The following is a 22,006-nucleotide window of genomic DNA, read 5'->3' on the forward strand; positions in this document are numbered from 1 at the left end:
GTTTTTTAAGGCCTGTGTTTGCACCAATCACGCCCATCGATAGCTGGAGGTCAGTTCCATGCACAAGCGGCCCTTATCTGCTCGCCGTTCGATAACACCTGTTCTGGCCTGCCTGGTCATTGCCCCGGTTACACTGGCCGAGTCATTCAAACCAGTCACTGAGGTCAAAAACCTGCCAGAGGCACCCGCCTTGCTGACCCTCAACAATCGGGTAAGCGCCCTGCCCGACGGACCTTTGTTTATCAATATCTGGGCCAGCTGGTGCAAGCCCTGCGTTGATGAACTTCCTGCGCTTAATGCGCTCAAAGCACGCTATCCGCATGCGGATATTCACTGGGTCGCACTGAACTACGGTGACAGCCTCGCAACGGTTAGGGAATTCATGACTGGAACAGAGATCGAGTTGCCGGTGTTACTGGATCTCACAACCCAGTTCACGGCGCAACTACCACTCACAGGATTGCCCGCAACCTTTCTGGCCGATGCTCATGGTCAGATTCGTTACCAGCTCGATGGCTATGCAGACTGGACCGACCCGACACTGACCCGGCAACTGGAATCGCTATTGCCTGAACTCACCAACCCACAATGAGAAACAGACAGTGTTTTTATACTGATTTAGGGTTAAAAAATATCTGCTAATAGCGATAAATCATGTTATGGCAGGATACTTTTGCCCACAGTATTACGTTCACTGCATTAACCGACTGATATTCCGACTGTTTTAATCTATTCGTCCATTTTGACAGGCCGCTTCCCATTCATACTTACCCAGTCACTATCGTATCGTTGTGTTATTCAGTCGGTTGAAAAAACGCAACCTTGAATTAACGTTAAGCCAAATAATAAAAACCAACCCCACGACAGACCACTCAACCCTGCTATTTGACATGGTTTGTCAAAAAAAGAGGAACGCCAATGAAGTGCTTATACTATTTATCGCCGACACTGAAAGAGAGCGCCGATATCGCGGAAGATTTGCACGAAGTTGGTATATCTGACTGGTACATTCACGTCATCAGCAAAGATGAAAGCGGACTCACTCAAAAGCATATTCAATCAGCCAACTACATTGAAACACTGGACCTCTACCACAGCTCCATACTTGGAGGTCTCATCGGTTTCTGTGCCGGCATGCTACTGATCATTCTCTTTCATTTAACCGGCATCTTCAGCGAAAACCTGCCTTGGTGGGTAAACGTCATTTTCATCGCAGTCACAACGTTGTTTGGTATCTGGGAAGGCGGCCTCTGGGGTGTCGATACTGAAAATAAGAAGCTGCAACCCTTTCACGATGATATCGAAGCTGGCAAATATCTGGTCCTGATATACACGCCCAAAGAACAGGAGGCCGCTGTTAGAAAGGTGATGGAAGAACGTCATGCTGACGCGCAGTTCGCAGCAGTTGACCGACATTTCATCTCGCCTTTTTCAAAGCTTAAACGCGTATAACCGACTCGGGGACCTGAACAGAAAAGGGCCCGACCCGGTCTTCGCCAGAATCGCTAAACAACCACCGGCAGGACCTGGTGGCACCCTATAACAACACCATGCTACCTGGCGCAACGCGCAGTTGTGTACTGTGCTGTGTCGCTGCACTTCGGTCGCGAACTATCGGTCCGGGCCGGTCGTGTTCAGGAGGGATACTGTGTATATAGCCATCGTCATTGTCGGTCTGGTTGCGATTACGCTGATACTCCATTTTGCCAGCCCGTGGTGGCTGACACCCCTGGCGTCGAACTGGTCATCCATCGATACCACCATCGAAATATCGTTCTGGATCACCGGCGCGGTGTTCATCGCGGTTAACCTCTTCCTCGCCTGGACTGTCTGGCGCTACCGACACAATAAAAACCGGCGTTCCCACTACGAGCCCGAAAACAAGAAACTCGAAATCTGGCTAACCGCCTTAACGACGGTCGGTGTTGTCGCCATGCTCACACCTGGCCTCATTGTCTGGGCCAAGGTCGTCCATGTGCCGGACGATGCCATGGAAGTTGAAGCCATTGGCCAGCAATGGCAATGGACGTTTCGTTTTCCCGGTGACGACGGTGTACTCGGTGCTGCCAATGCTCGCTTTGTCAGTAATGACAACCGGTTCGGCCTCGACCCGAGCGACCCCAGTGGTGCCGACGACATTCTGGTAGAACACCACCGACTGCACCTGCCAGTCGATCAACCGGTCAAGCTGGTCCTGCGCTCCAATGATGTGCTGCACAACTTCGCGGTACCCCAGTTCCGGGTCAAGATGGATCTGGTGCCAGGCACTCAAACCTATCAGTGGTTTACGCCGACCCGCGAAGGCACCTTCGATGTATTGTGCGAGGAGTTATGCGGCCTGGCGCACTACACCATGAAAGGCCAGGTACAGGTGGAACCCGAACAGGACTTCGAAACCTGGCTGGCCACCTACCCAACTTTTAACGACGTGCAGTCAGGAAACGGCATTGACCTGGCAGCCGGCGAAGCAGGATATCAGAGCTGTGCAGGCTGTCACGGTGCCAATGGTCAGGGCAACCCGGCGCTGAATGCGCCCAATCTCACTCGACTCGAGAGCCGCTATATGGCGCGGCAGCTGCGGCATTACCGGAACAACATACGCGGTACTGCACGGGAGGACTCCCCGGGCCAGACCATGGTGGCCATAGCCCGGGGGATTGACCCCAACACCGAAGCCGACTTGCTGGCCTACATCGAGACGCTCGACGCGGTTGATGTCGACGGCACGCTGGTCGGCGACATTGCCAACGGCCAGCGTCTCTATGGCGCCTGTGCAGCCTGTCACGGTACCGGCGGCGAGGGCAAGGTACTGCTGAGCGCGCCGGCACTGGCGGGCCAGAGCGACCTTTACCTGAAACGCCAGCTGGAGCATTTCAGCATGGGCTGGCGAGGCAAGCACCCCGAAGATCAGTTTGGTACACAGATGCGGCTAATGACACGCACCATTCACAGCCCCGAACGTTTGCGTGACTTGCTGGCCTACATTGCAACGCTGTGACCGGAAGCACCAAGACCAACAAGCACTTTTGCACAGGGATCTACCATGACACACATCGCCATTGCCGATCAGGAACCCGAGCTGCACCACCCCCGAACCTTCATCGGCAAGTACATCTGGAGTCAGGATCACAAGGTCATTGCCATTCAGTATGCCTGCACTGCCATCTTTGTCGGGCTGGTGGCCCTGATGCTGTCGGTGGTGATGCGCTTGCAACTGGGCTTCCCCGACCAGTTCGACTTCATTAATCCCAACATGTACCTACAATTCGTGACCATGCACGGCATGATCATGGTGATCTATTTGCTAACGGCACTGTTGCTGGGCGGTTTCGGCAACTACCTGATTCCGCTGATGGTCGGCACCCGCGACATGGTTTTCCCTTATCTGAACATGCTCAGTTTCTGGTTTTATTTTTTATCGGTACTGGTGCTGCTCGCCAGCTTTTTCGCACCGGGCGGTCCAACCGGTGCTGGTTGGACACTCTACCCACCCCAATCGATTCTTGAGGGAACGCCGGGCTCCGGCTGGGGCATTGTGCTGATGCTCGCCTCTCTGGCTATTTTTATCATCGCCTTTACCATGGGTGGCTTGAACTATGTGTCGACCATTCTGCAGGCGCGCACGCGCGGTATGACGCTGATGCGTATGCCACTGACCATCTGGGGCATTTTCACGGCCACCATTCTTGGTCTGTTTGCCTTCCCGGCCCTGCTGGTCAGCGCCATCATGATGCTGTTTGATTCCGTGCTCGGCACCAGCTTCTTCATGCCCGCCATCGTATCGCTGGGTGAGGCCACCGACTATGAAGGCGGCAGCCCGATTCTGTTTCAGCACCTGTTCTGGTTTTTCGGCCACCCGGAAGTGTACATCGTGGCGCTGCCTGCGTTTGGCATGGTCAGCGATGTACTCAGCGTGCATGCGCGCAAGAACATCTTCGGCTACCGGATGATGGTCTGGGCCATCGTTATTATTGGCGGACTCAGTTTTGTGGTCTGGGCACACCACATGTATGTCAGTGGCATGAACCCCTATTTCGGATTTTTCTTCGCCACGACCACGCTGATCATTGCGGTACCCACGGCGATCAAGGTCTACAACTGGGTGCTGACACTCTGGCAAGGCAACATTCACCTGACCGTGCCCATGCTGTTCGCCATCGGGTTTATTTTTACCTTTACCCATGGCGGCTTAAGCGGCCTGTTTCTGGGCAATGTTGTCATTGACCTGCCGCTGTCCGACACGTTCTTTGTGGTTGCTCACTTTCACATGGTGATGGGGGTTTCACCGATCATGGTGCTCTTTGCCGCCATCTATCACTGGTTCCCGCTGGTGACCGGCAAACAACTCAATACCCGTTTGGGGATGATTCACTTCTGGGGCACCTTCCTCGGTACCTACGCCATCTATCTGCCAATGCACTACATCGGGTTCCTCGGGGTTCCTCGGCGTTACTACGCTCTGGGTGACACCAGCTTCATTCCCGACTCGGCGCATGCGCTCAATGCGAACATCACCATTGCAGTCATCATCGTTGCGCTGTTTCAACTGATTTTCATCATCAACCTGTTCTGGACGATCAAGCGGGAACCCAAGTCCCGCATCAACCCCTGGGATGCCGCCTCGCTTGAATGGCACACGCCGGACGTACCACCACGCCATGGCAACTGGGGCAAAGAGCTGCCAACCGTCCATCGCTGGGCCTACGATTACAGCGTGCCCGGTGTCGTGGACGACTTCATACCACAGCATGTACCCGACAGTGACGTGACCTACGAACCAGGCTATGACCGCACCGCAACCGGGAGGGAATCCACATGAAAGGCTTCAGCGCTCTAACTGAAAAACCCTGGCTGGCCATGCCCGATGGTTCAATTGCGTATGACGCATCGGGCGGTACTCCCCCGGCCCAGATTGCCCTGCGGTTTTTACTGATGGTGATCAGCATCGCCTTTGTGCTGATCTTTGTGACCTTTCTGACCCGGTCCCAGTACCCGGATTTTCAGGCACTGGCCGGCGAACCGTGGCTGCCGTTCAACCAAAGCCCCAGGCTTTGGGCCACCACGGCCGTTCTGGTTGCAGCCAGTGCCGCCATGCACTGGGCCTGGCATTCGGTAAAATCACAAAAACCCGATGGCGTTATGCTGGGTATCAGCGTTGGCGGATTCCTGGCGCTGGTGTTCATTATGGCGCAATGGACCACCTGGATTTACCTTGCCAACCTGGGCTACGGCGTCAGCGACAACCCGGCCAACTCCTACTTTTATCTGTTTACCGGTTTGCATGCCCTGCATCTGTTTGGAGGGGTACTCGCGGTCGTGCGGGTTTTTATTCGCATTGGTCAGGGGTGCAGCATTGATCAGGTCGCTGTTGCCGTTAAAGCCTGCACCACCTATTGGCATTATTTGCTGGCGTTATGGTTAGTGCTGTTTTTCTTACTCACCCGGACGCCTGAAGCCTACGCCTTACTTGCCGCCGCTTGCGGCCTGGGGTAACCACCATGACGGAAATGAACAGCAAGCCCCAGGGTTACTGGCAACACCTGGTAATCGACTGGTCGGCCGACAAGGAGGCCTTCAAGGTCAACTGGGGCAAGGTCATGATGTGGGTGTTTCTGGTCAGCGACACCTTTATCTTCAGCCTGTTCCTGATTGGCTACATGAACGTGCGCATTTCGGCGACCGAAGCCTGGCCACTGACCAGCGAGGTTTTTGCCCTGGTGGTCGGCGGTGAACACATTCCGTTGCTGCTTATCGCCATCATGACGTTCATTCTGATTACCAGCAGCGGCACCATGGCGATGGCGGTCAACACAGCCTACCAGGGCAACAAGAACGCCACCTTCTGGTTAATGATTGCCACAGCGGCACTGGGTTTCGGCTTCGTGGGCATGCAGGCGTACGAGTGGAGCAAATTGATTGTCGAAGAAGGCATTCGCCCCTGGGGTAATCCGCTGGGTGCCGCCCAGTTTGGTTCCACCTTCTTTATGATTACCGGTTTTCATGGCCTTCACGTTACCGGTGGGGTGATTTATTTAACCGTCGTTGCGATCAAGGTAAAGCTTGGCCACTACGATAAAAAGGGGTTCCAGATTGTCGAGATCACCGGCTTGTACTGGCACTTTGTCGACCTCGTCTGGGTGTTTATTTTTGCCTTTTTCTATTTATGGTAAGCCGGTCACAACCGGCCCGCGTCAGGAGGAAATATGAGCGCAGACACTCAGGGTCAGCAGCACCCGTTAAGCCTGTACTTTAAAGTCTGGGGGGTATTGTTCGTGCTCAGTGCCCTGTCGTACATGGTCGATTACTTGCAGTTTCAGGGCCTGCTACGCTGGAGCCTGATTCTGATTTTCATGTTCCTCAAAGCCGGCCTGATTCTCAGTGTGTTCATGCATTTCGCCTGGGAGCCCATCACCCTGCGTGTGGCTTTACTGGTACCCACTCTGGCAATTCCCATCTTTATTGCCTTTATGGCCATTGAAGGCAATTACACCATGACCAGCCGACTGATGTTCCTGGCGGGGTAGCGGCCATTGTGCAAGGCAACAGGCTGATCCCCTTCATAGCGCCACCGGCTATTCTTATGGTGCTTTTTGGCTTTGCCCTTTGGGTAATAGCACCGGCAGTGCCCTCGCTTCCCACGATACAGGGCGCCTGGCTGATGCCCGCCCAGCCGCTGCCGGCATTCAGGCTGGAGCAACACAACGGACCCGTGGTTACACCAGACACCTTGCCCGGCAACTGGCACCTGATCAGTTATGGGTTCACGCATTGCCCCGATATTTGCCCGACAACCCTGGTGGAAATGGCCCAGTTCAAACGCGCACTCGACCGGCAATCACAGTTCACTGATCTGAGACTGCATTTTTATACAGTCGATCCGGGTCGGGATTCACTGGCGCAACTGGCCGACTACCTGCCGTGGTTTCATGAACAGTTCAGCGGTTGGCGTGCAGTTTCAGATCAGGATGCCGAAGCGTTTGAATCGGCATTGGGCATCCATGCCAGCGTGACTCAGGATGAGCAGGGCTCGGTGCAGGTCACACACGGGTTAACACTGTTTCTTATCAACAACGACGGCCGGTTGCAGGCTGTATTTGAACCGACACGGACCCTAACCGGCCGGCTGCATTTTGAGCCTGACCGGCTACTGCAGGATTACCTGACCGTTCGCCGTTGGGCGAACAACCATCAACTGTAACGGTAGGGGCGTCCGGCCCGGTCCATCGCCGCGTTGTAATCCTTGAAAATCTGCACAACGCGCGCAGCGGTTTCCGATTCTTCGGCGATGTCGTCCCAGAAAACCCGCGCTGCCTGCTCGACCTGCGCCCACTCTGCATCCGGAATCGACGTCAGTTCCAGCTTGGTGCCCTGGGTGCGCAACCGGGCTTCGCCAGCCCAGTACCAGTGCTGGCGATAGTAATGCGATTGCTCGAAGCAGGCAGCCATCAGGGTTTGCAAATGCGCCGGCAATTCATTCCAGCGTTCCATGTTGGCAAAGAAATGGCCAATCCAGGCACCGGATATGTTGTTGGTCAGAAAATGCGAACAGATATCAGCCCAACCCACTTCATAGGCTTCGGTAATACCGCACCAGGCAACGCCGTCGATTTCACCGGTCTGCAACGCGATTTCGACGTCTTCCCAGGGCACCGTAACCGGCACAACACCGAACTGATTCAGGAAGCGGCCTGCCGTCGGAAAGGTAAACACCCGCTTGCCTTCCAGTTGCGACAGACTGGTAATGGGTGACGTGGTAATAAAGTGACAGGGATCCCAGGAACCGGCGGAGATGTGCTTCACCCCCACAGAGGCGTATTGCTCGGCCCAGATTTCATTCAGGCCCCAGTCATTGAACAGCGCCGGCACATCCAGGGAATAACGGCTGGCAAAGGGAAAATAACCGCCAAACACCGTCACGTCGGTGGGTGACATCATTGAATCGTCATCAGATTGCACCGCATCGATGGTACCGCGCTGCATCGCCTGAAACAGCTCGGACGTTGGTACCAGCTGGTCGGCGTAGAACAGGTCGATCTGCATTTCATCGCCCGCTATGGCGTTGAACATATCAACGGCAGGTTTGATCACCTGAGCACCCAGAGAAGACCCGGCATAGGTTTGCAAACGCCAGCGGATGGTCGATTCTGCCAGCACCTTGGGCGCTGTAATGGCAGCTGCGCCGGCCATTGCACCGGCCTTGATGAACGTACGTCTTGATGTCATGGTATTTCCCTCTTTCCAGTTGAAACAAAGGTTGCACGAACGCAGCCTCTTATCAGCGGTTGTAAAGGGTCTCGGGCAACCAGAGTGCGATTTGGGGAAACACCATCACTATGATTAATCCGAGAATCATTACACCCACAAACGGAATTATGGATCGATAGATGTCACTCAGCGTTACGTCGTTCGGTGCCATGGCACGCATTAAAAACAGGTTATAGCCAAAGGGCGGTGTCATATAGGCAATCTGGCAGGTAATGGTATACAGCACGCCGTACCAGATGAGGTTGAATTCCAGCATGCTGACGATGGGTACATAAAGTGGTGCAACGATCACCAGCATGGCGGTATCGTCGAGAAAGGTGCCCATCAGAATAAAGCTGAGTTGCATTAATATCAGAATTTCCCAGCGCCCCAAGCCCAGGTTGTCCATAAACAGATTGCGAACAAAATCGACGGCTCTAAGCCCATCGAAAACGGCACCAAAGGCAAGTGCGGCCAGAATAATCCACAGGAACATGCAACTGATGGCGAGGGTGTTACGGCTGCAGACCTCCAGTACCCGCCAGCTCATCCGGCCTTTGAAAACAGACACTGCGGTCGCCGCCAGGGCACCAATAACGGAGCTTTCCACCAGACGGGTATAGCCCATCACAAAGGGCACCATCATGACGGCGAAAATGCCCAGTGGCATCAGTCCAGCCAACAGTAACCGGTATTTCTCGCCCCGACTGATGCTCTTTCGGTCTTCATCGGAAATGGGCGGACCCAGCTCCGGGTTCAACTTGCAACGCAACCAGATGTAGATAATAAACAGCGACGCCAACAACAACCCGGGCAACACCCCTGCCAGCCAGAGCTGGCCGACGGGCTGGCGGGCGATCATGGCGTACAGCACCATCACCACCGACGGCGGCACCAGAATTCCCAGACTCGCACCGGCCTGTATAACGCCGGTGACCATGCGTTTATCGTAAGACCGTTTCAGCAACTCAGGTAACGCAATGGTCGCACCAATGGCCATACCCGCTACTGACAAACCGTTCATCGCAGAAATAAGCACCATCAGCAAAATGGTGCCAATGGCCAGGCCACCGGGCACGGGGCCGAACCAGACATGGAACATGCGATACAGGTCATCTGCGAGGCGCGATTCCGACATGACATAGCCCATGAAAATAAACATCGGCAATGTCAGCAGCGGGTACCAGTTCATGACTTTAATGGTCTGGGCAAAGGCGAGATCATAGCCGCCCCGGTCACCCCACAAAAAAACCGCAGCGATGACCGCCACAAAGCCGATGACACCAAACATACGCTGGCCAGTAAGCATCATCACCAGCATAGAGCCAAACATCAGCGCGGCAATAAGATCGTAGGACATCAGAACTCCACCTTTCTAAGCCGGGCGATATCACGAATAAAAAAAGCAGTGCATTGCAGAATCATCAGCACGATACCGATGACCATGACTATTTTTATGGGTGCCATGTAGGGGCGCCAAAGTCCGCGTCGTCGTTCGGAATATTCAAGGGCGTACAAGGTGCTTTCAATACCACCCCACAGCAGAATGCCGAGGTAAACCACCAGCATTAAAATAGTGACGGCATCAACGGCGGCCTTGGTGCGATCGGACCAACGGCTGTACAACAGATCCATTCGCACAGCGGAGCCCAGTTGCAGGGCATAGGCACCACCCAGCATGAAGTAACCCATTAACAGAAACTGGGCCATTTCATCGGTCCAGATCTGGGGTTGCCAGCCAGCTCGTGCGATGGCGCCCCACAACAGAATGCCCATCAGCGCAAACAGCGAGAACATGGCCAGCCGGCCGACGCCATAATTCAGACGTTCGACCCAGCGCACATACACGATCAGGAAACGAGGCATGACCGAACTCCCGGGTCATATAGGGCAGTCGTTGCATTGGGAACCCCGGAGGCCCCGGCTGTGCCGGTCGCGGTACAGGCATCGGCGGTCAGCATTGGACAGTCCTTTCCTACTCAACGATAAAACCAGTCTCTGACGCTCTCCGCATCTTGTCAATATCTTTTCAGAATTACATCGACTGTTACAAATCAAACAAAATGGCTAAACTTCATGCAGAGAAAAAACGCACTGACTTGGGTTGTTCTGGTCAAAGTCGCACCGGTTTGAGACAGTCTGCGCCCCTATTTTTCACATGCCTGCTGAGACCTGACCGCATGAATGTGCCATCCCATACCATCGAAACCCAATTACGCACGGCGCTGCCCAAACTGACCCGGGCAGAACGTCAGGTGGCCACCTACATGCTGGGTAATTTTCCGGTAACGGTTCTGGGTTCGGTGGCGTCGGTTGCCCGGGCAGCCGGGGTTTCAAGCCCAACCGTGGTGCGACTGGTGCAAAAACTGGGTTACAAGGGCTATCCGGATTTTCAGGCAGGGTTGCATGAAGAACTTAGCGATACGCTGGCCTCCCCGCTGGCCAAACACGACAAGTGGGCCGATGCCTACCCTGGCGCCCACATACTGAACCACTTCGCCGACAAGCTGGTCGATAACCTGAACGCCACCCTGAGCCAGATCGACCAGGCCAGTTTCGATGCCACAACCGGCCTGCTCTCCGACCCCGAGCGGCGTATCTATACGCTGGGCGGACGCCTGACGCATTCCATTGCGGACTATTTCGCCACCGCGCTCAAGGTGATGCGCGGTGATGTGGTGGTTCTATCCTCCATGCCCAACACCTGGCCGACTGCCTTGCTGGATATGACCGAAGGCGATGTACTGATCGCCTTCGATGTACGTCGCTACGAACCGGCTGTCGTGCAAATGGTCGAACTGGCGCGGGAACAGGGCGTCGACATCGTACTGATCACCGACCGCTGGGTATCACCCGCTGCCGTCCACGCACGCCACACCATGCCCTGCCACATTGAAGCCCCTTCAGCCTGGGATTCACTGACGCCACTGATGGCACTGGTTGAAGCATTACTGGCAGGCGTTCAGGGCCGGCGCTGGGAAGAGACCAGCGAGAGACTGAAACGAATAGAAGGCTTGTATGAGCGGACTCGATTGTTTAAGCGCTCACGTTGAAGTCATAACTCAAATTTAAGAGTTAGCAACCAATTGAGTGTCAGGTGCCGGGGGTATCTATCCGGGGAAGTCTGCAGCATGGATGCTGCAGTCTAGGCCCCATGGACGGGTTCACGCCGTCCCCGGAGAGATACCCCCGGTGCCTGACACGGACTCATGGCAACAATGTAAAGCCAAACTCAACACTCAGGACCCTAGTCGTCCAGATCCTCGGCATTTTCCCAGCCTTTGCGCTCTTCCTCTTCGGCCAGAATGGCGGCGATTTCGCCCAGTACGCCATCGACATCGGCGGCTGATTCATCAACGTCAAAGTGACCGGTCAGTTCGGTCTCGTCCGTCAGATCGCCAGCTTCATAGAGCGCCCAGAGTTCTTCGGCGTAATGGGTTTTGTTCAGCTCGGGCGCAAACTGACCGTAGTAGCGGGTCATGTTATCGACGTCGCGCTTCAGCATGGCCTGGGCGTTATTGTTGGCCGCCGCATCGACCGCTTGTGGCAAGTCAATGATCACCGGCCCGTAGGCATCGACCAGTACGTTGAATTCAGACAGGTCACCGTGAATCAGGCCTTCATTCAGCATCAGTTTGACGTAATGCATCATCAACGCATGGTCTTCCCGCGCCTGCTCCGGCGTCAGCACAACGTCGTCCAGCCGCGGGGCGACACCGCCCTCATCGTCGGTCACCAGCTCCATGATCATGACACCGTCGATGCAACCAAAGGGTTCCGGTACCCGAACACCTGCCGCGGCCAACCGGTACAGCGCATCGACTTCGGCGTTCTGCCAGGTTTCTTCCTGTTGCTTGCGACCAAAGCGCGAGCCTTTTTCCATGGCCCGGGCACGGCGAGTGCTGCGTACCTTGCGGCCTTCGGTATAGGTGGCCGCCTGTTTAAAGCTGCGTTTTTTGGCGTCTTTGTACACCTTGGCACAGCGAATTTCCTCGCCACAGCGGACCACAAACACCGCCGCTTCCTTGCCACTCATCAGGGCACTGATCACTTCATCGATGACGCCATCCTCAATCAGAGGTTGCAGGCGTGCAGGGGCTTTCATTCAGTTACGTTCCTCTTCCATTCCGGTATGGGTAGTCCGGGCTCGTGTGCATGGCGCAGTCATAGATACTGCGCCGCGCAATGTCCGCTGGCCCAGGCCCACTGAAAATTGTAGCCGCCGAGCCAGCCGGTTACGTCGAGCACCTCGCCAATAAAGTAGAGCCCAGGCACCGACTTTGCCTCAAATGTCTTTGACGATACTTCGTCAGTACTGACGCCACCTCGGGTCACTTCCGCCGTGCGGTAGCCTTCAGTGCCCGCTGGCACCAGCGTCCAGCGGTGCAGCACCTGGCCGAGTGCCTCGGTATCGGCTTTGCTCAGGTTGGCCAGGGTAGTGCTTCCCAGCGACTTCACCGACGGGTGATGCTCCAGCCAGGCTTGCACAAAGCGCTTGGGCAGCAACTGCGCCAGGGCGTTTTTAAGCTCGCCCTTGCGACCCTCTGTTCGCCACTGTGCCAGGCAATCGGCAATGGAAACGTCCGGCAGAAAGTCGACTTCGATCGGTTCGCCCGGCTGCCAATAATTGGAGATCTGCAGCATCGCCGGGCCACTCAGGCCTTTGTGAGTGAATAACATGGCTTCGCGAAAGCGGGCATCACCACAGGTGACGCTGACCGGCACGGCTACGCCTGCCAGCGACTGCGCCAACTCCAGCAAGTCGCCCGAGAGCGTGAACGGCACCAGTGAGGCATCCCGCCGCACCACCTTCAAACCAAATTGCCCGGCTACCTGATAGCCAAACCCCGTCGCACCCATGGTCGGGATCGACAGACCGCCGGTGGCCACGACCAGTGACGGTGCCGCTACCCGGCCGGTTGACGTACTCAGTTGAAAGCGGGTATCTGACGGCTCACTCTGGTAATCAATGGATTCGACGTCGCATTGGGTGCGAATTTCAACGCCAGCGGCCTCACACTCGGCCACTAATATCGCCAGAATATCCTTCGACGACCGGTCACAGAACAACTGCCCCAGCGTTTTTTCATGGAACTCGAGGTCGTGTTTCTGCACCAGTGACAAAAAGTCGTAGGGCGTATAGCGCTTCAGCGCCGATACGCAGAAATGCGGGTTCTGTGAAATAAAATGGGAAGGCTCTACCTGGTAGTTGGTGAAATTGCAGCGTCCGCCACCCGACATTAAAATTTTCTTGCCGACCTTCTTGGTATGCTCAAGCACCAGCATACGCTTGCCACGCTGACCCGCCACAGCGGCGCACATCAGGCCGGCGGCACCGCCACCGATAATCAGTCCATCGTACTGCTGCATATCAGAAATGGGATTCCCGTCGGGTCTGAAGGTTGGTTGGCACAGAGTGTATCACAGCCCTGTGGCCGAGGATGCGGCAGCCACCACCCAGCGGTCCCTGCCTGCATCTTTGGCGCCATAGAGCGCATCGTCGGCCCGTTGAATCAGGCTATTGAGGCTGTCGCCCGGAACCCAGCTGGCTGCTCCGGCGCTGAAGGTGACAGCACCGTGTTCCAGATAACAGATGGCCCACTCGGACCGCAGGCGGGCGAGAAAGGCATTGGCGGCATTATCGTCGCCGGGAATGATGGCCAGAAACTCTTCTCCGCCAGCCCGGCCGACCTGGCCTTTGGACGGTTCACAGCAGGCGCGTAAAACCAGGGCAAATTGCACCAGCACGGTATCGCCGTACAAGTGGCCGTGCCGGTCGTTCACTTTTTTGAAGTGATCCAGATCGAGCATGACCAGTGAGAAAGGTCGTTGCAGCGCCAGTGCCGCCATCACCCCCTGGTGAATGACCTTATGATTCAACAACCCGGTCAGGCTGTCTTTACGCGCCATATCCGTCAGGCGTTTCGACAAGACATTGGCTTTGTACAACTCCTGACTGAAACGGCGAACATGACCCAGAATGACAATGCTCAGCAGCAGAGCACCGGCCGAGTAGCTGAAAATCAGGTCGATAATACGTGTCTTTGTGTCGGGATAGGGCACTATCCAGTGAGGCGCCCACAGTTCTGCCATCAACCAGATGATTGGCGAGACCAGCAACAAGGCCAGCAAGCCTACGCGCCAGCGATTCTCGGCGCTTTGCACACCAACTGCATAACTCACCAGTATCAGATAAAGAATCAGCGTCGGCCCCTGCGAGCCTGCATTGAGAAACCAGGTGGCCGGAGCAACGATCAACGCGAGTATGATCAGTGAAATGGTCGTTGCGCGCCGGGTCTTGTCGCGCCAGCGACCCTGCCACCACAAGCAAATCAGAACCGGTATGGCCGCGAGATACACACCGACCAGCAAAAGAGGGGTGACACCAAACAGGCCATTGAAGAGCCCGGATACCCACAGAAAGAGTATTCCGGACACAATCAGCATCAATTGCTGTTGTTTGAGCGTATCGGTATCGGGGCCCAGTAACCAGCGGACGAGGCGACGCAAGCCAAAGCGACGGCGACGCTCTGCCAGCACACGGCTTTTCGGTGAGTCAGCGATGGGGGTGGTCGATGTCATCTGGCATCACTCTGGGCAGGTTTTCTGGCACGGCCAATATGGGAACTAAATCACAGTATGATCGTTTCCCAGGCAGGTCGCAAAACCAATTACGTTTGCCTCAGGGCTCAACCTTACCTCGCATGGCCTTGGTCTTGCCGCGCTGAACCTTTTTCTCTACCCGGCGTCGCTGCGAGCCCCGGGTAGGCTTGGTGGGCCGCCGGGCTTTTTCCTGTTTTACCGCACCGCGAATCAGCTCGGCCAGGCGTTGCAGGGCATCGTCCTTGTTTTTTTCGTAGGTTCGAAACCGCTGCGCCTTAATGACAATCACACCGTCTTTGGTGATCCGGTGGTCCGATAACGCCAGCAGCCGCTCCTTGTAGAAATCCGGCAGGGCGGTTTTGGGCACATCGCAGCGCAGATGCACGGCAGAGGCGACTTTGTTGACGTTCTGCCCCCCGGCTCCCTGGGCCCGAATCTGGACAATATCGATCTCCCAGTCAGCTAAAGAAACGGCGTTGGAAATTTGCAGCATGATTACCTTGAAATAGATGAAGAAACACTAGGACCTACGGATCAAACCACAGGGGTGGCCGACACAGCAACCCTGCTGGCGCCAAACTGACGTCAGACCATGGGCACCTCAGACACCAGAAAATCAACGGCCGCCCGTATTTTGGGCACCTGATACCGGGTCTTTTGGTAAAGCAGATAGATCGCCATACCCGGCTGTGTCGTCACCTGCAAGCCGGGAGACACCAGAACCGGCACCAACTCGCCGCTCTCCAGGTAGGGTTTCAGCACCCAGCCCGGCAGCATCAGAATGCCATCGCCGCGAACGGCCCGATCCAGCAGCCAGGGGCCGGCATTGGAGTAGGCGACACCCGGCGCCGATACATCCTGCCAGCGGTCATCCAGCTCGCATATCCAGCGGGTTGGCCCCTGCGGGGTGCGAAAATACAGTCCTTTGTGGTGCTTGAGGTCCTGCGGGTGCCTGGGTGTGCCGTATCGGGCCAGGTACGCCGGTGACGCTACGGCGATAAAGTCATTATTCATCAGTTTAATGGCGACAACCCGGGCGTCGGGCGCATAGCCACCGCGAATGGCGATGTCCACCTCATCCCGGTCCAGCACACTGAGCTCGTCGCTGAGCGTAATGTCCAGCTGCACATCCGGGTAACGCTGGTTGAAGCGGTCCATCAGCGGTAACAGGATGCGCTCCCCAAAGCCAACCATGGCGCTGATGCGCAACCGGCCCATCGGCTCGGCCTGGTAAAGGCTGACGGCCTCGTGGGTGGCATCCAGTTGTGCCAGCACATCAACAATATCCCGGTAGTAGCGCTGGCCGATTTCAGTCAGCCGCACCACCCGGGTTGAGCGAGTCAGCAGCGTCGCACCAAGATGCGCCTCAAGGTCTGCCACGCGCCGCGACAGTGACGACGGCGGTACCTGAAAATGCTCGGCTGCGCGCGAAAAACTGCGGGTTTCAGCTACTTTCACAAAGTACTTGATGGCTCTCAACTGGTCCACGGTTTCAAAAAGCCCTTACTATTGCTTTTAAGACAACAAATATTCGCTCATTTGGCACTTTTTGTCATCTCAGCCGTCGCAATAATAGACATCAGACCCAAAAACCATTCGATTTTGTTCCATCAACACAGTGAGCCAACATCATGAGCACCTATACCGCGATAAACCTGATCAAACGTCCCTCTGGCCCCATTGGCCCCGATTTGTTCGAGGTGGTTGAAAAACCCGTTCCAAGCACCGGTGACGGCGAATTTCTGGTTCGCCAGACCCACATGTCACTGGACCCGGCCATGCTGGGCTGGATGTCGCCCGACACCGAAAGCTACATCCCCCCCGTGGAACTCGGCAGTGTGATGCGTTCTTCCGGTCTGGGTGAGGTCATCGAATCGAATCACCCGGATTTCTCAGTCGGCGACCGGGTCATGGGCATGTTTGGCTGGCAGGAACTGGCCATCAGCACGGGCAAAGGCGTCAACAAGGTTGATGCATCGCTGCCGGCTGACATGCTGCTGTCGGTATTTGCCCTGCCCGGTTTGACGGCCACTCAGGGCCTGTACGGAATTGGCAAACCCAAGGCCGGTGAAACCATCGTGGTATCCGGTGCAGCGGGATCGGTCGGGTCGATCGTCGGCCAGTTGGCCAAAGCCGATGGCCTTAGAGTGATTGGTGTGGTGGGCAGTGAAGACAAGGCCAGCTGGATCACCAACGACCTGGGTTTCGACGGAGCGGTCAATTACAAGACGGATGACCTGGGCGCAAAACTCGATGAACTGGCGCCAGAGGGCATCGACCTCTATTTCGAAAATACCGGCGGTCCTATCCAGCACCGGGTCTTCGAACGCATGAACGCCCACGGGCGCATCATGGTATGCGGTATGATCGCCGATTACACCGCGCGCGAACCCAGCCCGGGCCCGAACTGGATGAACATCATTAAGAAGCGCCTGCTGATTCAGGGTTTCACCATGCCGGATCACCTGCACCAGGCACCACAGTTGCTTGAAAAACTGACGCCCTACGTTCAGCAGGGCAAGATCAAATACCGGGCGCACACCCTGGAAGGGCTCGAATCAGCGATGACCGGGTTGAATCTGTTCTTTACCGGTGGCAACGATGGCAAGCTGATCGTAAAACTCTAACAACTGGCAAAACCAGCCACCCGCCTCTCAGCGGGCGGCTCATTTCAGCGGGCTGTTGACAGGGCTTCTGTTGCCAGCCCGACAAAGGCGTCATAAGCGCCAGTGGCCCCGCTGATGGCATCGACCCCTTCGGGTACGCCCTGTTCAATCAACATCTGTTCATAAGCCGGGTAGGTAGACAGCTGCGTTACGCCACCGCTGACCCGGCGCCAGCGTTCGGCATAATTCATGTCGGCCGATTTGCGGTAATTAACGGTGCCATCCTCATCGCGCGACAGCTCATCATAATACACGCCAACAATACGGTTGCCCTTGACTGTGATTTCGATGATTCCAAAGGTACCGCGGCTACCAGGTTCGGCTTCTGCATAGTAGCTGCCATCGCGATAGCGCCCGGCTCCGGCATCCACGGCAGTGGCAGGCCGCTCAGCAGAAGCAGCGCCTGACCCGGTTGCCGGCTGATTCAGCGCGTCCAGATCAACATCGGCCCCTGCCAGATAGCCCACCAGAAAATCATCCAGCAAGGCTTCAGCTCCGGCGCTGTGAGGCCGGCCATTGCCTTTGTCGACCCAACCTTCGGTAGAGGGCCGACCACACCATTCGGTCATCACCGACGCTGGCGTTGGGTGCCGGTCGATGAAGTCGGTAACGTCATAAACCAGCCCTTCTATCTCTTTCCAGCAACTGTCGGCGGTGTTATGACTGGCCAGCTCGTCCAGACTGATTTCGCGCACTTTCCCTTCGGTTTCCGCTACGGTCGGGACCACCCAAACGATGGTGATCAGGGTCAGCAGACTGCTGACGAAAGCGACCAGTGCAGAGTAGGCAAATTTGTTCATAGGAAATCAAAGACCTCGCTGTGAATGGCGTCGCCAGATAGTCCGGCTTGTATTAACAGGGGAATCAGGTGTCTCATCATGCCCGGAGGCCCGCACAGGTAGACCTCCCGTTCGCGGAAATCCGGACAGTGTGTTTCCAGAAAGGCTTCGGTTACGGCCCCCTGTACGGAAAAGTGATGGGCTGTGATATCAAAACGCGGCTGCTTGCCGGCAATGTCCTGAAGCTCGTCCAGGTAGTAGGAGCGATATTCATCCTGAGACAGGTAGAACAAATGCACCGAGGTATCGGTCTCGTCATCGAGCATGGCGCGCGCACCACTGACAAAGGGCGTAATGCCAATGCCACCCCCCAGCCAGAGCTGATTGCGCCCCGGGTAATGTCGCTGGTAGAAATCACCATAAGGGCCTTCAATTTCAATTCGACTACCCGGCGGTACACGCTGCAAGGCATGGCTGGCATCACCAAGGTCTTTGATGCCCAGACGCAGCAGCGGATCAGACGGCGCCGAGGCAATGGTGTAAGGGTGCTCCTCCCGATTGCCGGCACTCAGACCAGGTACGTTTGGCGTCAGGTAGACAAACTGACCGGCCATGTAGCGCATCGGGCTGCCCAGTGGTTTCAGGCATATCTCGACCACGTCGTGTTTCAATTGATGCACGTCAACTACTTCCCAGGCCGACCGGCCCAGTTGAGGCGAGAGGACTTTACGCCAAATGATGGCCCCCAAGGACAGAGCCCCCATCACCCACCAAACCAGGGGCTGATCAGCGAGCGGCAAGGTATGAACCAGCGCAAGGATGAGCGCCGGTGCCGATAGCAGGTGCAACCGCTTCCAGCGCTGGTAATTCAGGCGACCGAAGAACTGAAACGTTGGCGCCAAAAACACAACCATCAACGCCAACGCTAGCCACCCTGCCCAAATAGGCCAGTTAGCCATTCCGGGGAATAGACCCGCTAAGCTGAGTGTTCGGCCCTGTGTGACCGTCGCAAAGCCGAGCAACCAGGCATGAAGCAACACACCCACAAACCCCAGAAACCCGACCAGGCGGTGAATGGTCCACAACCGTGGCAAGCCTCCAAACATCACATCGAGACGAGGTAATCGCAGGCTCATCAGAGCAGCCAACAGCAGCAACGTCAGGCCGACAATACCCACGAGGCGACCACACCAGCGAAACCAGTACACAGGGTCGGTTGAAGGCGAAGGCCAGTTATGAAACAAAAAGAGTGACACCGGCACAAGACCCAGTACCAATAACACTCCATCTCCGGATTTAAACCAGCGCATTGATGCTCCCAGGTTGATTGAACAATCACTATAGCAAAGAGCCGGTCAGAACTGACTGACCCAAGTCAACCAGCGCGCATCCCGGAACGTCAATGCCATTCCATCTGGACATATAAGTCCTCAGGCATGGAGGATCACGTAGGAAAGGTGTGCAGATTAATCCGTTGGCTACACCTTTAGCTGGCTTAACTGCCGGTCCAGATCATCGGTAATGTTGCGCATCGAATCGCTGACCCCCTGGGCATCCTGAGCCAACTCGGCCAGGCGAACACTGGCCACTTCAACCCGGTTTATGTTTCGGTTGATCTCTTCATTAACCTGATTTTGCTGCTCAGCCGCAGTGGCAACCTGGGCGGCATTATCCGTTATCGAAGCGATACCCGTGGCAGCCGTTTCCATTTGCTGATAAGCATCATCCGCCTCGCCAACAGTGACCTTAATGCGCTCAGTACTGGTTTTAATCTCCCCCACCGCCGCATCGACTTCCTGCTGCAAGCTTTGAATCAAGGTTCTGATTTCCTCGGTCGACGATTGTGTTCGCGCTGCAAGACTGCGCACTTCGTCGGCGACCACGGCAAAACCGCGGCCCTGCTCACCCGCACGAGCGGCTTCAATGGCCGCGTTCAGGGCAAGTAAATTGGTTTGCTCGGCTATGCCTTCAATGACTTGGGTTATTCCGTTGATGTTTTCACTGCTTTTGGCAACCATAGCAACCCGATCACTCGCTTGTGTCATGGCTTCAGCGACCGCACGGACTTCCGATACCGTATGCGCAAAGGCCTCGCGGGCCTGCTGCAGCGATTGATTGGATTGCTCTGCGTCCGTTGCCGTGCCACTGGCCAGGCGGGCCACTTCGTTGGCAGTGGCAGACATCTCATTCATGGCCGCCGCGACACTCTGCATTTCTTCCTGTTGAGCATTGGTGGCATCGGTGGTGTCGCCAGAGGTCGTTACCAGAATGGTGCTCTGATCACGCAATTCAGAGGCCGAGTGCTTCAAAACCTCGATCATGTCGCGCAACTTGCTGGTAAAACGATTAAACCCATCAGCAATGGCGATCAGCTCTGCGTGACTGGAGACACTGAGTTGCTTGGTCAAATCCCCGTCTGCACCCGCCAGCTCATCCACCAAACTTTGCATCTGGCGCATAGGCTGAGTACTGATGCGCAACCAGAGACTGATCAGCACAATCGAAATCACCACAAGCACCAGGCCAATTAAGACCATGCTTGCTGCGGTTGACTCATAGCCAGTGCGCAGGCTTTGCTCGAGCGCCTGACTGGCAGCAAACGCAACCTGACGGGGAATGGATATGGCAACCGTCCACTCAACACCGGCGTCTTCAATGACAACCGGAACCCGCACCAGAATCGTATTGGCATCCGTCATCACAGGACCGGTCATGGAGGCAAGGGCTTGTGCCATAGCCCCATCAACGCGCTCATTCAACTCACCCAGTTGATCGGGGTAAGCTGAACTGGCTACCAGCAATCCCAAGTCACTGAGTAAGGCAATGTTTGCGGCTCCGCCAAACAATTCTCGCTGGTAAGCCAACACCTGTTCCTGAACCTGGGGCATATTTATATCGACGCCGGCGACTCCCCGAAACTCATTATTTACAACAATCGGGTGTACCAGTGACGTCAATAGAACCTCATAGCCTTCCTCAATTTCATACAGATACGGTTCCATAATGCATGGCTCAAGCGAATCCCGGCTGCACAGATACCACTCCGATTCACGGTTACCGAACTCGTCTTCTTCCGTCAGGTATTTAAAGGATTGATCTTCGTCAGTGCGGTAATAAGCAATGTCATCACCATCGCGCACCCAATAGACATCCAGATTACCGGCAGGTGCACTGTGGGCCTCGGAGCCACCGCGATAGAGTGAATCGGCCCCGTCGTATCCGTCGGGTTCGAAATGAGCATAAGCCGAGCCAAGGCTGGGGCCCTCCAGCAAAACCGCCTGGACGAGATCGTATACCGCCTCTCGCTCGAACGGATCCCGGCCCGCGTCATTACCTTCAGCGGTAGTGCTCAGAGCCGTGCCAAGCAGCCGTGCCAAATCAAAACTGCGATTCAGGAAGGTTTCCACATCACCAGCAATCAGTTCGGCCGTATTGGTCAGGTCTTCTTCCACCAGGCTTTCAATGGACGCCCGTGCATCGGTGATGGCCATGTCACCATTGGTCTGCATCGCGTACCAACCGGTGCCAATAACAGCCAATAGCGCAAGAGTTATGGCACACGCTGTGCCTATCGTAAGTTTCCAGCGAAGAGACCAGCTTTTCAAGAGAACGCCCTCTGAACCCAGGCCTGATCCAACCAGCGTGATCGGGCTTCAGATCTGAGTATAGACAGCTGATTATTGGATTGCCTATCGGATAATGAGGAACAAAGCC

The 22,006-nt window shown here is 55.8% G+C and carries 21 protein-coding genes; 10 read left to right on the top strand and 11 right to left on the bottom strand.

Annotated elements, in window-relative coordinates; translation table 11 throughout:
* The first annotated feature begins 58 nt into the window (after window positions 1-58).
* The 8 genes from EP166_RS07140 to EP166_RS07175 all read left to right on the top strand — a co-directional run bounded on the left by EP166_RS07140 (window position 59) and on the right by EP166_RS07175 (window position 7,198).
* Complete coding sequence (locus EP166_RS07140; protein ID WP_127556066.1) at window positions 59-592, top strand: TlpA family protein disulfide reductase; 534 nt, start codon at window positions 59-61, stop codon at window positions 590-592.
* A gap of 326 nt (window positions 593-918) precedes the next feature.
* Window positions 919-1,452, top strand: coding sequence for a hypothetical protein (locus EP166_RS07145; protein WP_127556067.1), 534 nt, complete (start codon window positions 919-921; stop codon window positions 1,450-1,452).
* Between the two features lie 196 nt (window positions 1,453-1,648).
* Window positions 1,649-2,998: a c-type cytochrome gene (locus EP166_RS07150; RefSeq protein ID WP_127556068.1), complete on the top strand. Its 1,350-nt coding sequence runs from the start codon at window positions 1,649-1,651 to the stop codon at window positions 2,996-2,998.
* 45 nt (window positions 2,999-3,043) lie between these two features.
* Complete coding sequence (locus EP166_RS07155) at window positions 3,044-4,819, top strand: cytochrome c oxidase subunit I (RefSeq protein WP_127556069.1); 1,776 nt, start codon at window positions 3,044-3,046, stop codon at window positions 4,817-4,819.
* Window positions 4,816-5,493 (top strand): cytochrome c oxidase subunit 3, encoded by a 678-nt coding sequence (locus EP166_RS07160; RefSeq protein WP_127556070.1) that lies wholly within the window; start codon window positions 4,816-4,818, stop codon window positions 5,491-5,493. Before EP166_RS07155 ends, EP166_RS07160 begins: the two co-directional genes overlap by 4 nt.
* 5 nt (window positions 5,494-5,498) lie before the next feature.
* Complete coding sequence (locus EP166_RS07165; protein ID WP_127556071.1) at window positions 5,499-6,170, top strand: heme-copper oxidase subunit III family protein; 672 nt, start codon at window positions 5,499-5,501, stop codon at window positions 6,168-6,170.
* A gap of 33 nt (window positions 6,171-6,203) precedes the next feature.
* Window positions 6,204-6,524: a cytochrome C oxidase subunit IV family protein gene (locus EP166_RS07170; RefSeq protein ID WP_127556072.1), complete on the top strand. Its 321-nt coding sequence runs from the start codon at window positions 6,204-6,206 to the stop codon at window positions 6,522-6,524.
* A gap of 8 nt (window positions 6,525-6,532) precedes the next feature.
* Window positions 6,533-7,198 (top strand): SCO family protein, encoded by a 666-nt coding sequence (locus EP166_RS07175; protein ID WP_127556073.1) that lies wholly within the window; start codon window positions 6,533-6,535, stop codon window positions 7,196-7,198.
* Here EP166_RS07175 and EP166_RS07180 read toward each other — a convergent pair.
* Genes EP166_RS07180 through EP166_RS07190 form a run of 3 tightly spaced genes read right to left on the bottom strand, consistent with a single transcriptional unit; the run spans window position 7,189 to window position 10,110 of the window.
* Window positions 7,189-8,223 (bottom strand): TRAP transporter substrate-binding protein, encoded by a 1,035-nt coding sequence (locus EP166_RS07180; RefSeq protein ID WP_127556074.1) that lies wholly within the window; start codon window positions 8,221-8,223, stop codon window positions 7,189-7,191. The genes EP166_RS07175 and EP166_RS07180 overlap by 10 nt on opposite strands.
* Before the next feature lie 52 nt (window positions 8,224-8,275).
* A complete protein-coding gene (locus tag EP166_RS07185; protein WP_127556075.1) occupies window positions 8,276-9,604 on the bottom strand; it encodes a TRAP transporter large permease in 1,329 nt (442 codons plus the stop codon).
* Window positions 9,604-10,110 carry a TRAP transporter small permease subunit gene (locus EP166_RS07190; RefSeq protein WP_127556076.1) on the bottom strand — a complete coding sequence of 169 codons (507 nt, stop codon included), beginning with the start codon at window positions 10,108-10,110 and terminating at the stop codon, window positions 9,604-9,606. The genes EP166_RS07185 and EP166_RS07190 overlap by 1 nt, the downstream gene beginning before the upstream one ends.
* A 314-nt stretch (window positions 10,111-10,424) precedes the next feature.
* On the opposite strand from EP166_RS07190, the gene EP166_RS07195 reads away from it, so the two are divergent.
* Window positions 10,425-11,297 (top strand): MurR/RpiR family transcriptional regulator, encoded by an 873-nt coding sequence (locus EP166_RS07195; protein ID WP_127556077.1) that lies wholly within the window; start codon window positions 10,425-10,427, stop codon window positions 11,295-11,297.
* A gap of 194 nt (window positions 11,298-11,491) precedes the next feature.
* Here EP166_RS07195 and EP166_RS07200 read toward each other — a convergent pair whose 3' ends face one another.
* The 5 genes from EP166_RS07200 to EP166_RS07220 all read right to left on the bottom strand — a co-directional run bounded on the left by EP166_RS07200 (window position 11,492) and on the right by EP166_RS07220 (window position 16,335).
* Window positions 11,492-12,349, bottom strand: a complete 858-nt coding sequence (locus EP166_RS07200) for a PA4780 family RIO1-like protein kinase (RefSeq protein ID WP_127556078.1) — start codon at window positions 12,347-12,349, stop codon at window positions 11,492-11,494.
* 59 nt (window positions 12,350-12,408) lie between these two features.
* Complete coding sequence (locus EP166_RS07205; protein WP_127556079.1) at window positions 12,409-13,614, bottom strand: BaiN/RdsA family NAD(P)/FAD-dependent oxidoreductase; 1,206 nt, start codon at window positions 13,612-13,614, stop codon at window positions 12,409-12,411.
* A 51-nt stretch (window positions 13,615-13,665) separates the two neighbouring features.
* Window positions 13,666-14,826 carry a GGDEF domain-containing protein gene (locus tag EP166_RS07210; RefSeq protein ID WP_127556080.1) on the bottom strand — a complete coding sequence of 387 codons (1,161 nt, stop codon included), beginning with the start codon at window positions 14,824-14,826 and terminating at the stop codon, window positions 13,666-13,668.
* A gap of 100 nt (window positions 14,827-14,926) precedes the next feature.
* Window positions 14,927-15,340 (bottom strand): alternative ribosome rescue aminoacyl-tRNA hydrolase ArfB, encoded by a 414-nt coding sequence (gene arfB / locus EP166_RS07215; RefSeq protein ID WP_127556081.1) that lies wholly within the window; start codon window positions 15,338-15,340, stop codon window positions 14,927-14,929.
* A gap of 92 nt (window positions 15,341-15,432) precedes the next feature.
* The gene (locus EP166_RS07220) at window positions 15,433-16,335 is read right to left on the bottom strand and encodes a LysR family transcriptional regulator (protein WP_127556082.1); all 903 of its coding nucleotides are present in this window, start codon (window positions 16,333-16,335) and stop codon (window positions 15,433-15,435) included.
* Between the two features lie 143 nt (window positions 16,336-16,478).
* Here EP166_RS07220 and EP166_RS07225 point away from each other — a divergent pair, with 143 nt between their 5' ends.
* A complete protein-coding gene (locus EP166_RS07225) occupies window positions 16,479-17,474 on the top strand; it encodes an NADP-dependent oxidoreductase (RefSeq protein ID WP_127556083.1) in 996 nt (331 codons plus the stop codon).
* A 44-nt stretch (window positions 17,475-17,518) separates the two neighbouring features.
* Here the strand turns inward: EP166_RS07225 and EP166_RS07230 are convergent, their stop codons facing one another.
* The 3 genes from EP166_RS07230 to EP166_RS07240 all read right to left on the bottom strand — a co-directional run bounded on the left by EP166_RS07230 (window position 17,519) and on the right by EP166_RS07240 (window position 21,801).
* Window positions 17,519-18,313: a cytochrome b5 domain-containing protein gene (locus tag EP166_RS07230; protein WP_127556084.1), complete on the bottom strand. Its 795-nt coding sequence runs from the start codon at window positions 18,311-18,313 to the stop codon at window positions 17,519-17,521.
* The gene (locus EP166_RS07235) at window positions 18,310-19,602 is read right to left on the bottom strand and encodes a ferredoxin reductase family protein (RefSeq protein WP_127556085.1); all 1,293 of its coding nucleotides are present in this window, start codon (window positions 19,600-19,602) and stop codon (window positions 18,310-18,312) included. Before EP166_RS07235 ends, EP166_RS07230 begins: the two co-directional genes overlap by 4 nt.
* Before the next feature lie 168 nt (window positions 19,603-19,770).
* Window positions 19,771-21,801, bottom strand: coding sequence for a methyl-accepting chemotaxis protein (locus EP166_RS07240; RefSeq protein WP_127556086.1), 2,031 nt, complete (start codon window positions 21,799-21,801; stop codon window positions 19,771-19,773).
* Window positions 21,802-22,006: the final 205 nt, after the last annotated feature.

The organism is Saccharospirillum alexandrii (assembly GCF_004000275.1).
GTDB classification, from domain to species: domain Bacteria; phylum Pseudomonadota; class Gammaproteobacteria; order Pseudomonadales; family Natronospirillaceae; genus Saccharospirillum; species Saccharospirillum alexandrii.

Coding starts and splice junctions, on each gene's coding strand:
- EP166_RS07165 (WP_127556071.1), top strand. CDS start 5,499: ATGACGGAAATGAACAGCAAGCCCCAGGGTTACTGGCAACACCTGGTA.
- EP166_RS07140 (WP_127556066.1), top strand. CDS start 59: ATGCACAAGCGGCCCTTATCTGCTCGCCGTTCGATAACACCTGTTCTG.
- EP166_RS07185 (WP_127556075.1), bottom strand. CDS start 9,604: ATGTCCTACGATCTTATTGCCGCGCTGATGTTTGGCTCTATGCTGGTG.
- EP166_RS07230 (WP_127556084.1), bottom strand. CDS start 18,313: ATGAACAAATTTGCCTACTCTGCACTGGTCGCTTTCGTCAGCAGTCTG.
- EP166_RS07160 (WP_127556070.1), top strand. CDS start 4,816: ATGAAAGGCTTCAGCGCTCTAACTGAAAAACCCTGGCTGGCCATGCCC.
- EP166_RS07235 (WP_127556085.1), bottom strand. CDS start 19,602: ATGCGCTGGTTTAAATCCGGAGATGGAGTGTTATTGGTACTGGGTCTT.
- EP166_RS07145 (WP_127556067.1), top strand. CDS start 919: ATGAAGTGCTTATACTATTTATCGCCGACACTGAAAGAGAGCGCCGAT.
- EP166_RS07170 (WP_127556072.1), top strand. CDS start 6,204: ATGAGCGCAGACACTCAGGGTCAGCAGCACCCGTTAAGCCTGTACTTT.
- EP166_RS07190 (WP_127556076.1), bottom strand. CDS start 10,110: ATGCCTCGTTTCCTGATCGTGTATGTGCGCTGGGTCGAACGTCTGAAT.
- EP166_RS07210 (WP_127556080.1), bottom strand. CDS start 14,826: ATGACATCGACCACCCCCATCGCTGACTCACCGAAAAGCCGTGTGCTG.
- EP166_RS07205 (WP_127556079.1), bottom strand. CDS start 13,614: ATGCAGCAGTACGATGGACTGATTATCGGTGGCGGTGCCGCCGGCCTG.
- EP166_RS07240 (WP_127556086.1), bottom strand. CDS start 21,801: ATGCAGACCAATGGTGACATGGCCATCACCGATGCACGGGCGTCCATT.
- EP166_RS07155 (WP_127556069.1), top strand. CDS start 3,044: ATGACACACATCGCCATTGCCGATCAGGAACCCGAGCTGCACCACCCC.
- EP166_RS07195 (WP_127556077.1), top strand. CDS start 10,425: ATGAATGTGCCATCCCATACCATCGAAACCCAATTACGCACGGCGCTG.
- arfB (WP_127556081.1), bottom strand. CDS start 15,340: ATGCTGCAAATTTCCAACGCCGTTTCTTTAGCTGACTGGGAGATCGAT.
- EP166_RS07180 (WP_127556074.1), bottom strand. CDS start 8,223: ATGACATCAAGACGTACGTTCATCAAGGCCGGTGCAATGGCCGGCGCA.
- EP166_RS07200 (WP_127556078.1), bottom strand. CDS start 12,349: ATGAAAGCCCCTGCACGCCTGCAACCTCTGATTGAGGATGGCGTCATC.
- EP166_RS07225 (WP_127556083.1), top strand. CDS start 16,479: ATGAGCACCTATACCGCGATAAACCTGATCAAACGTCCCTCTGGCCCC.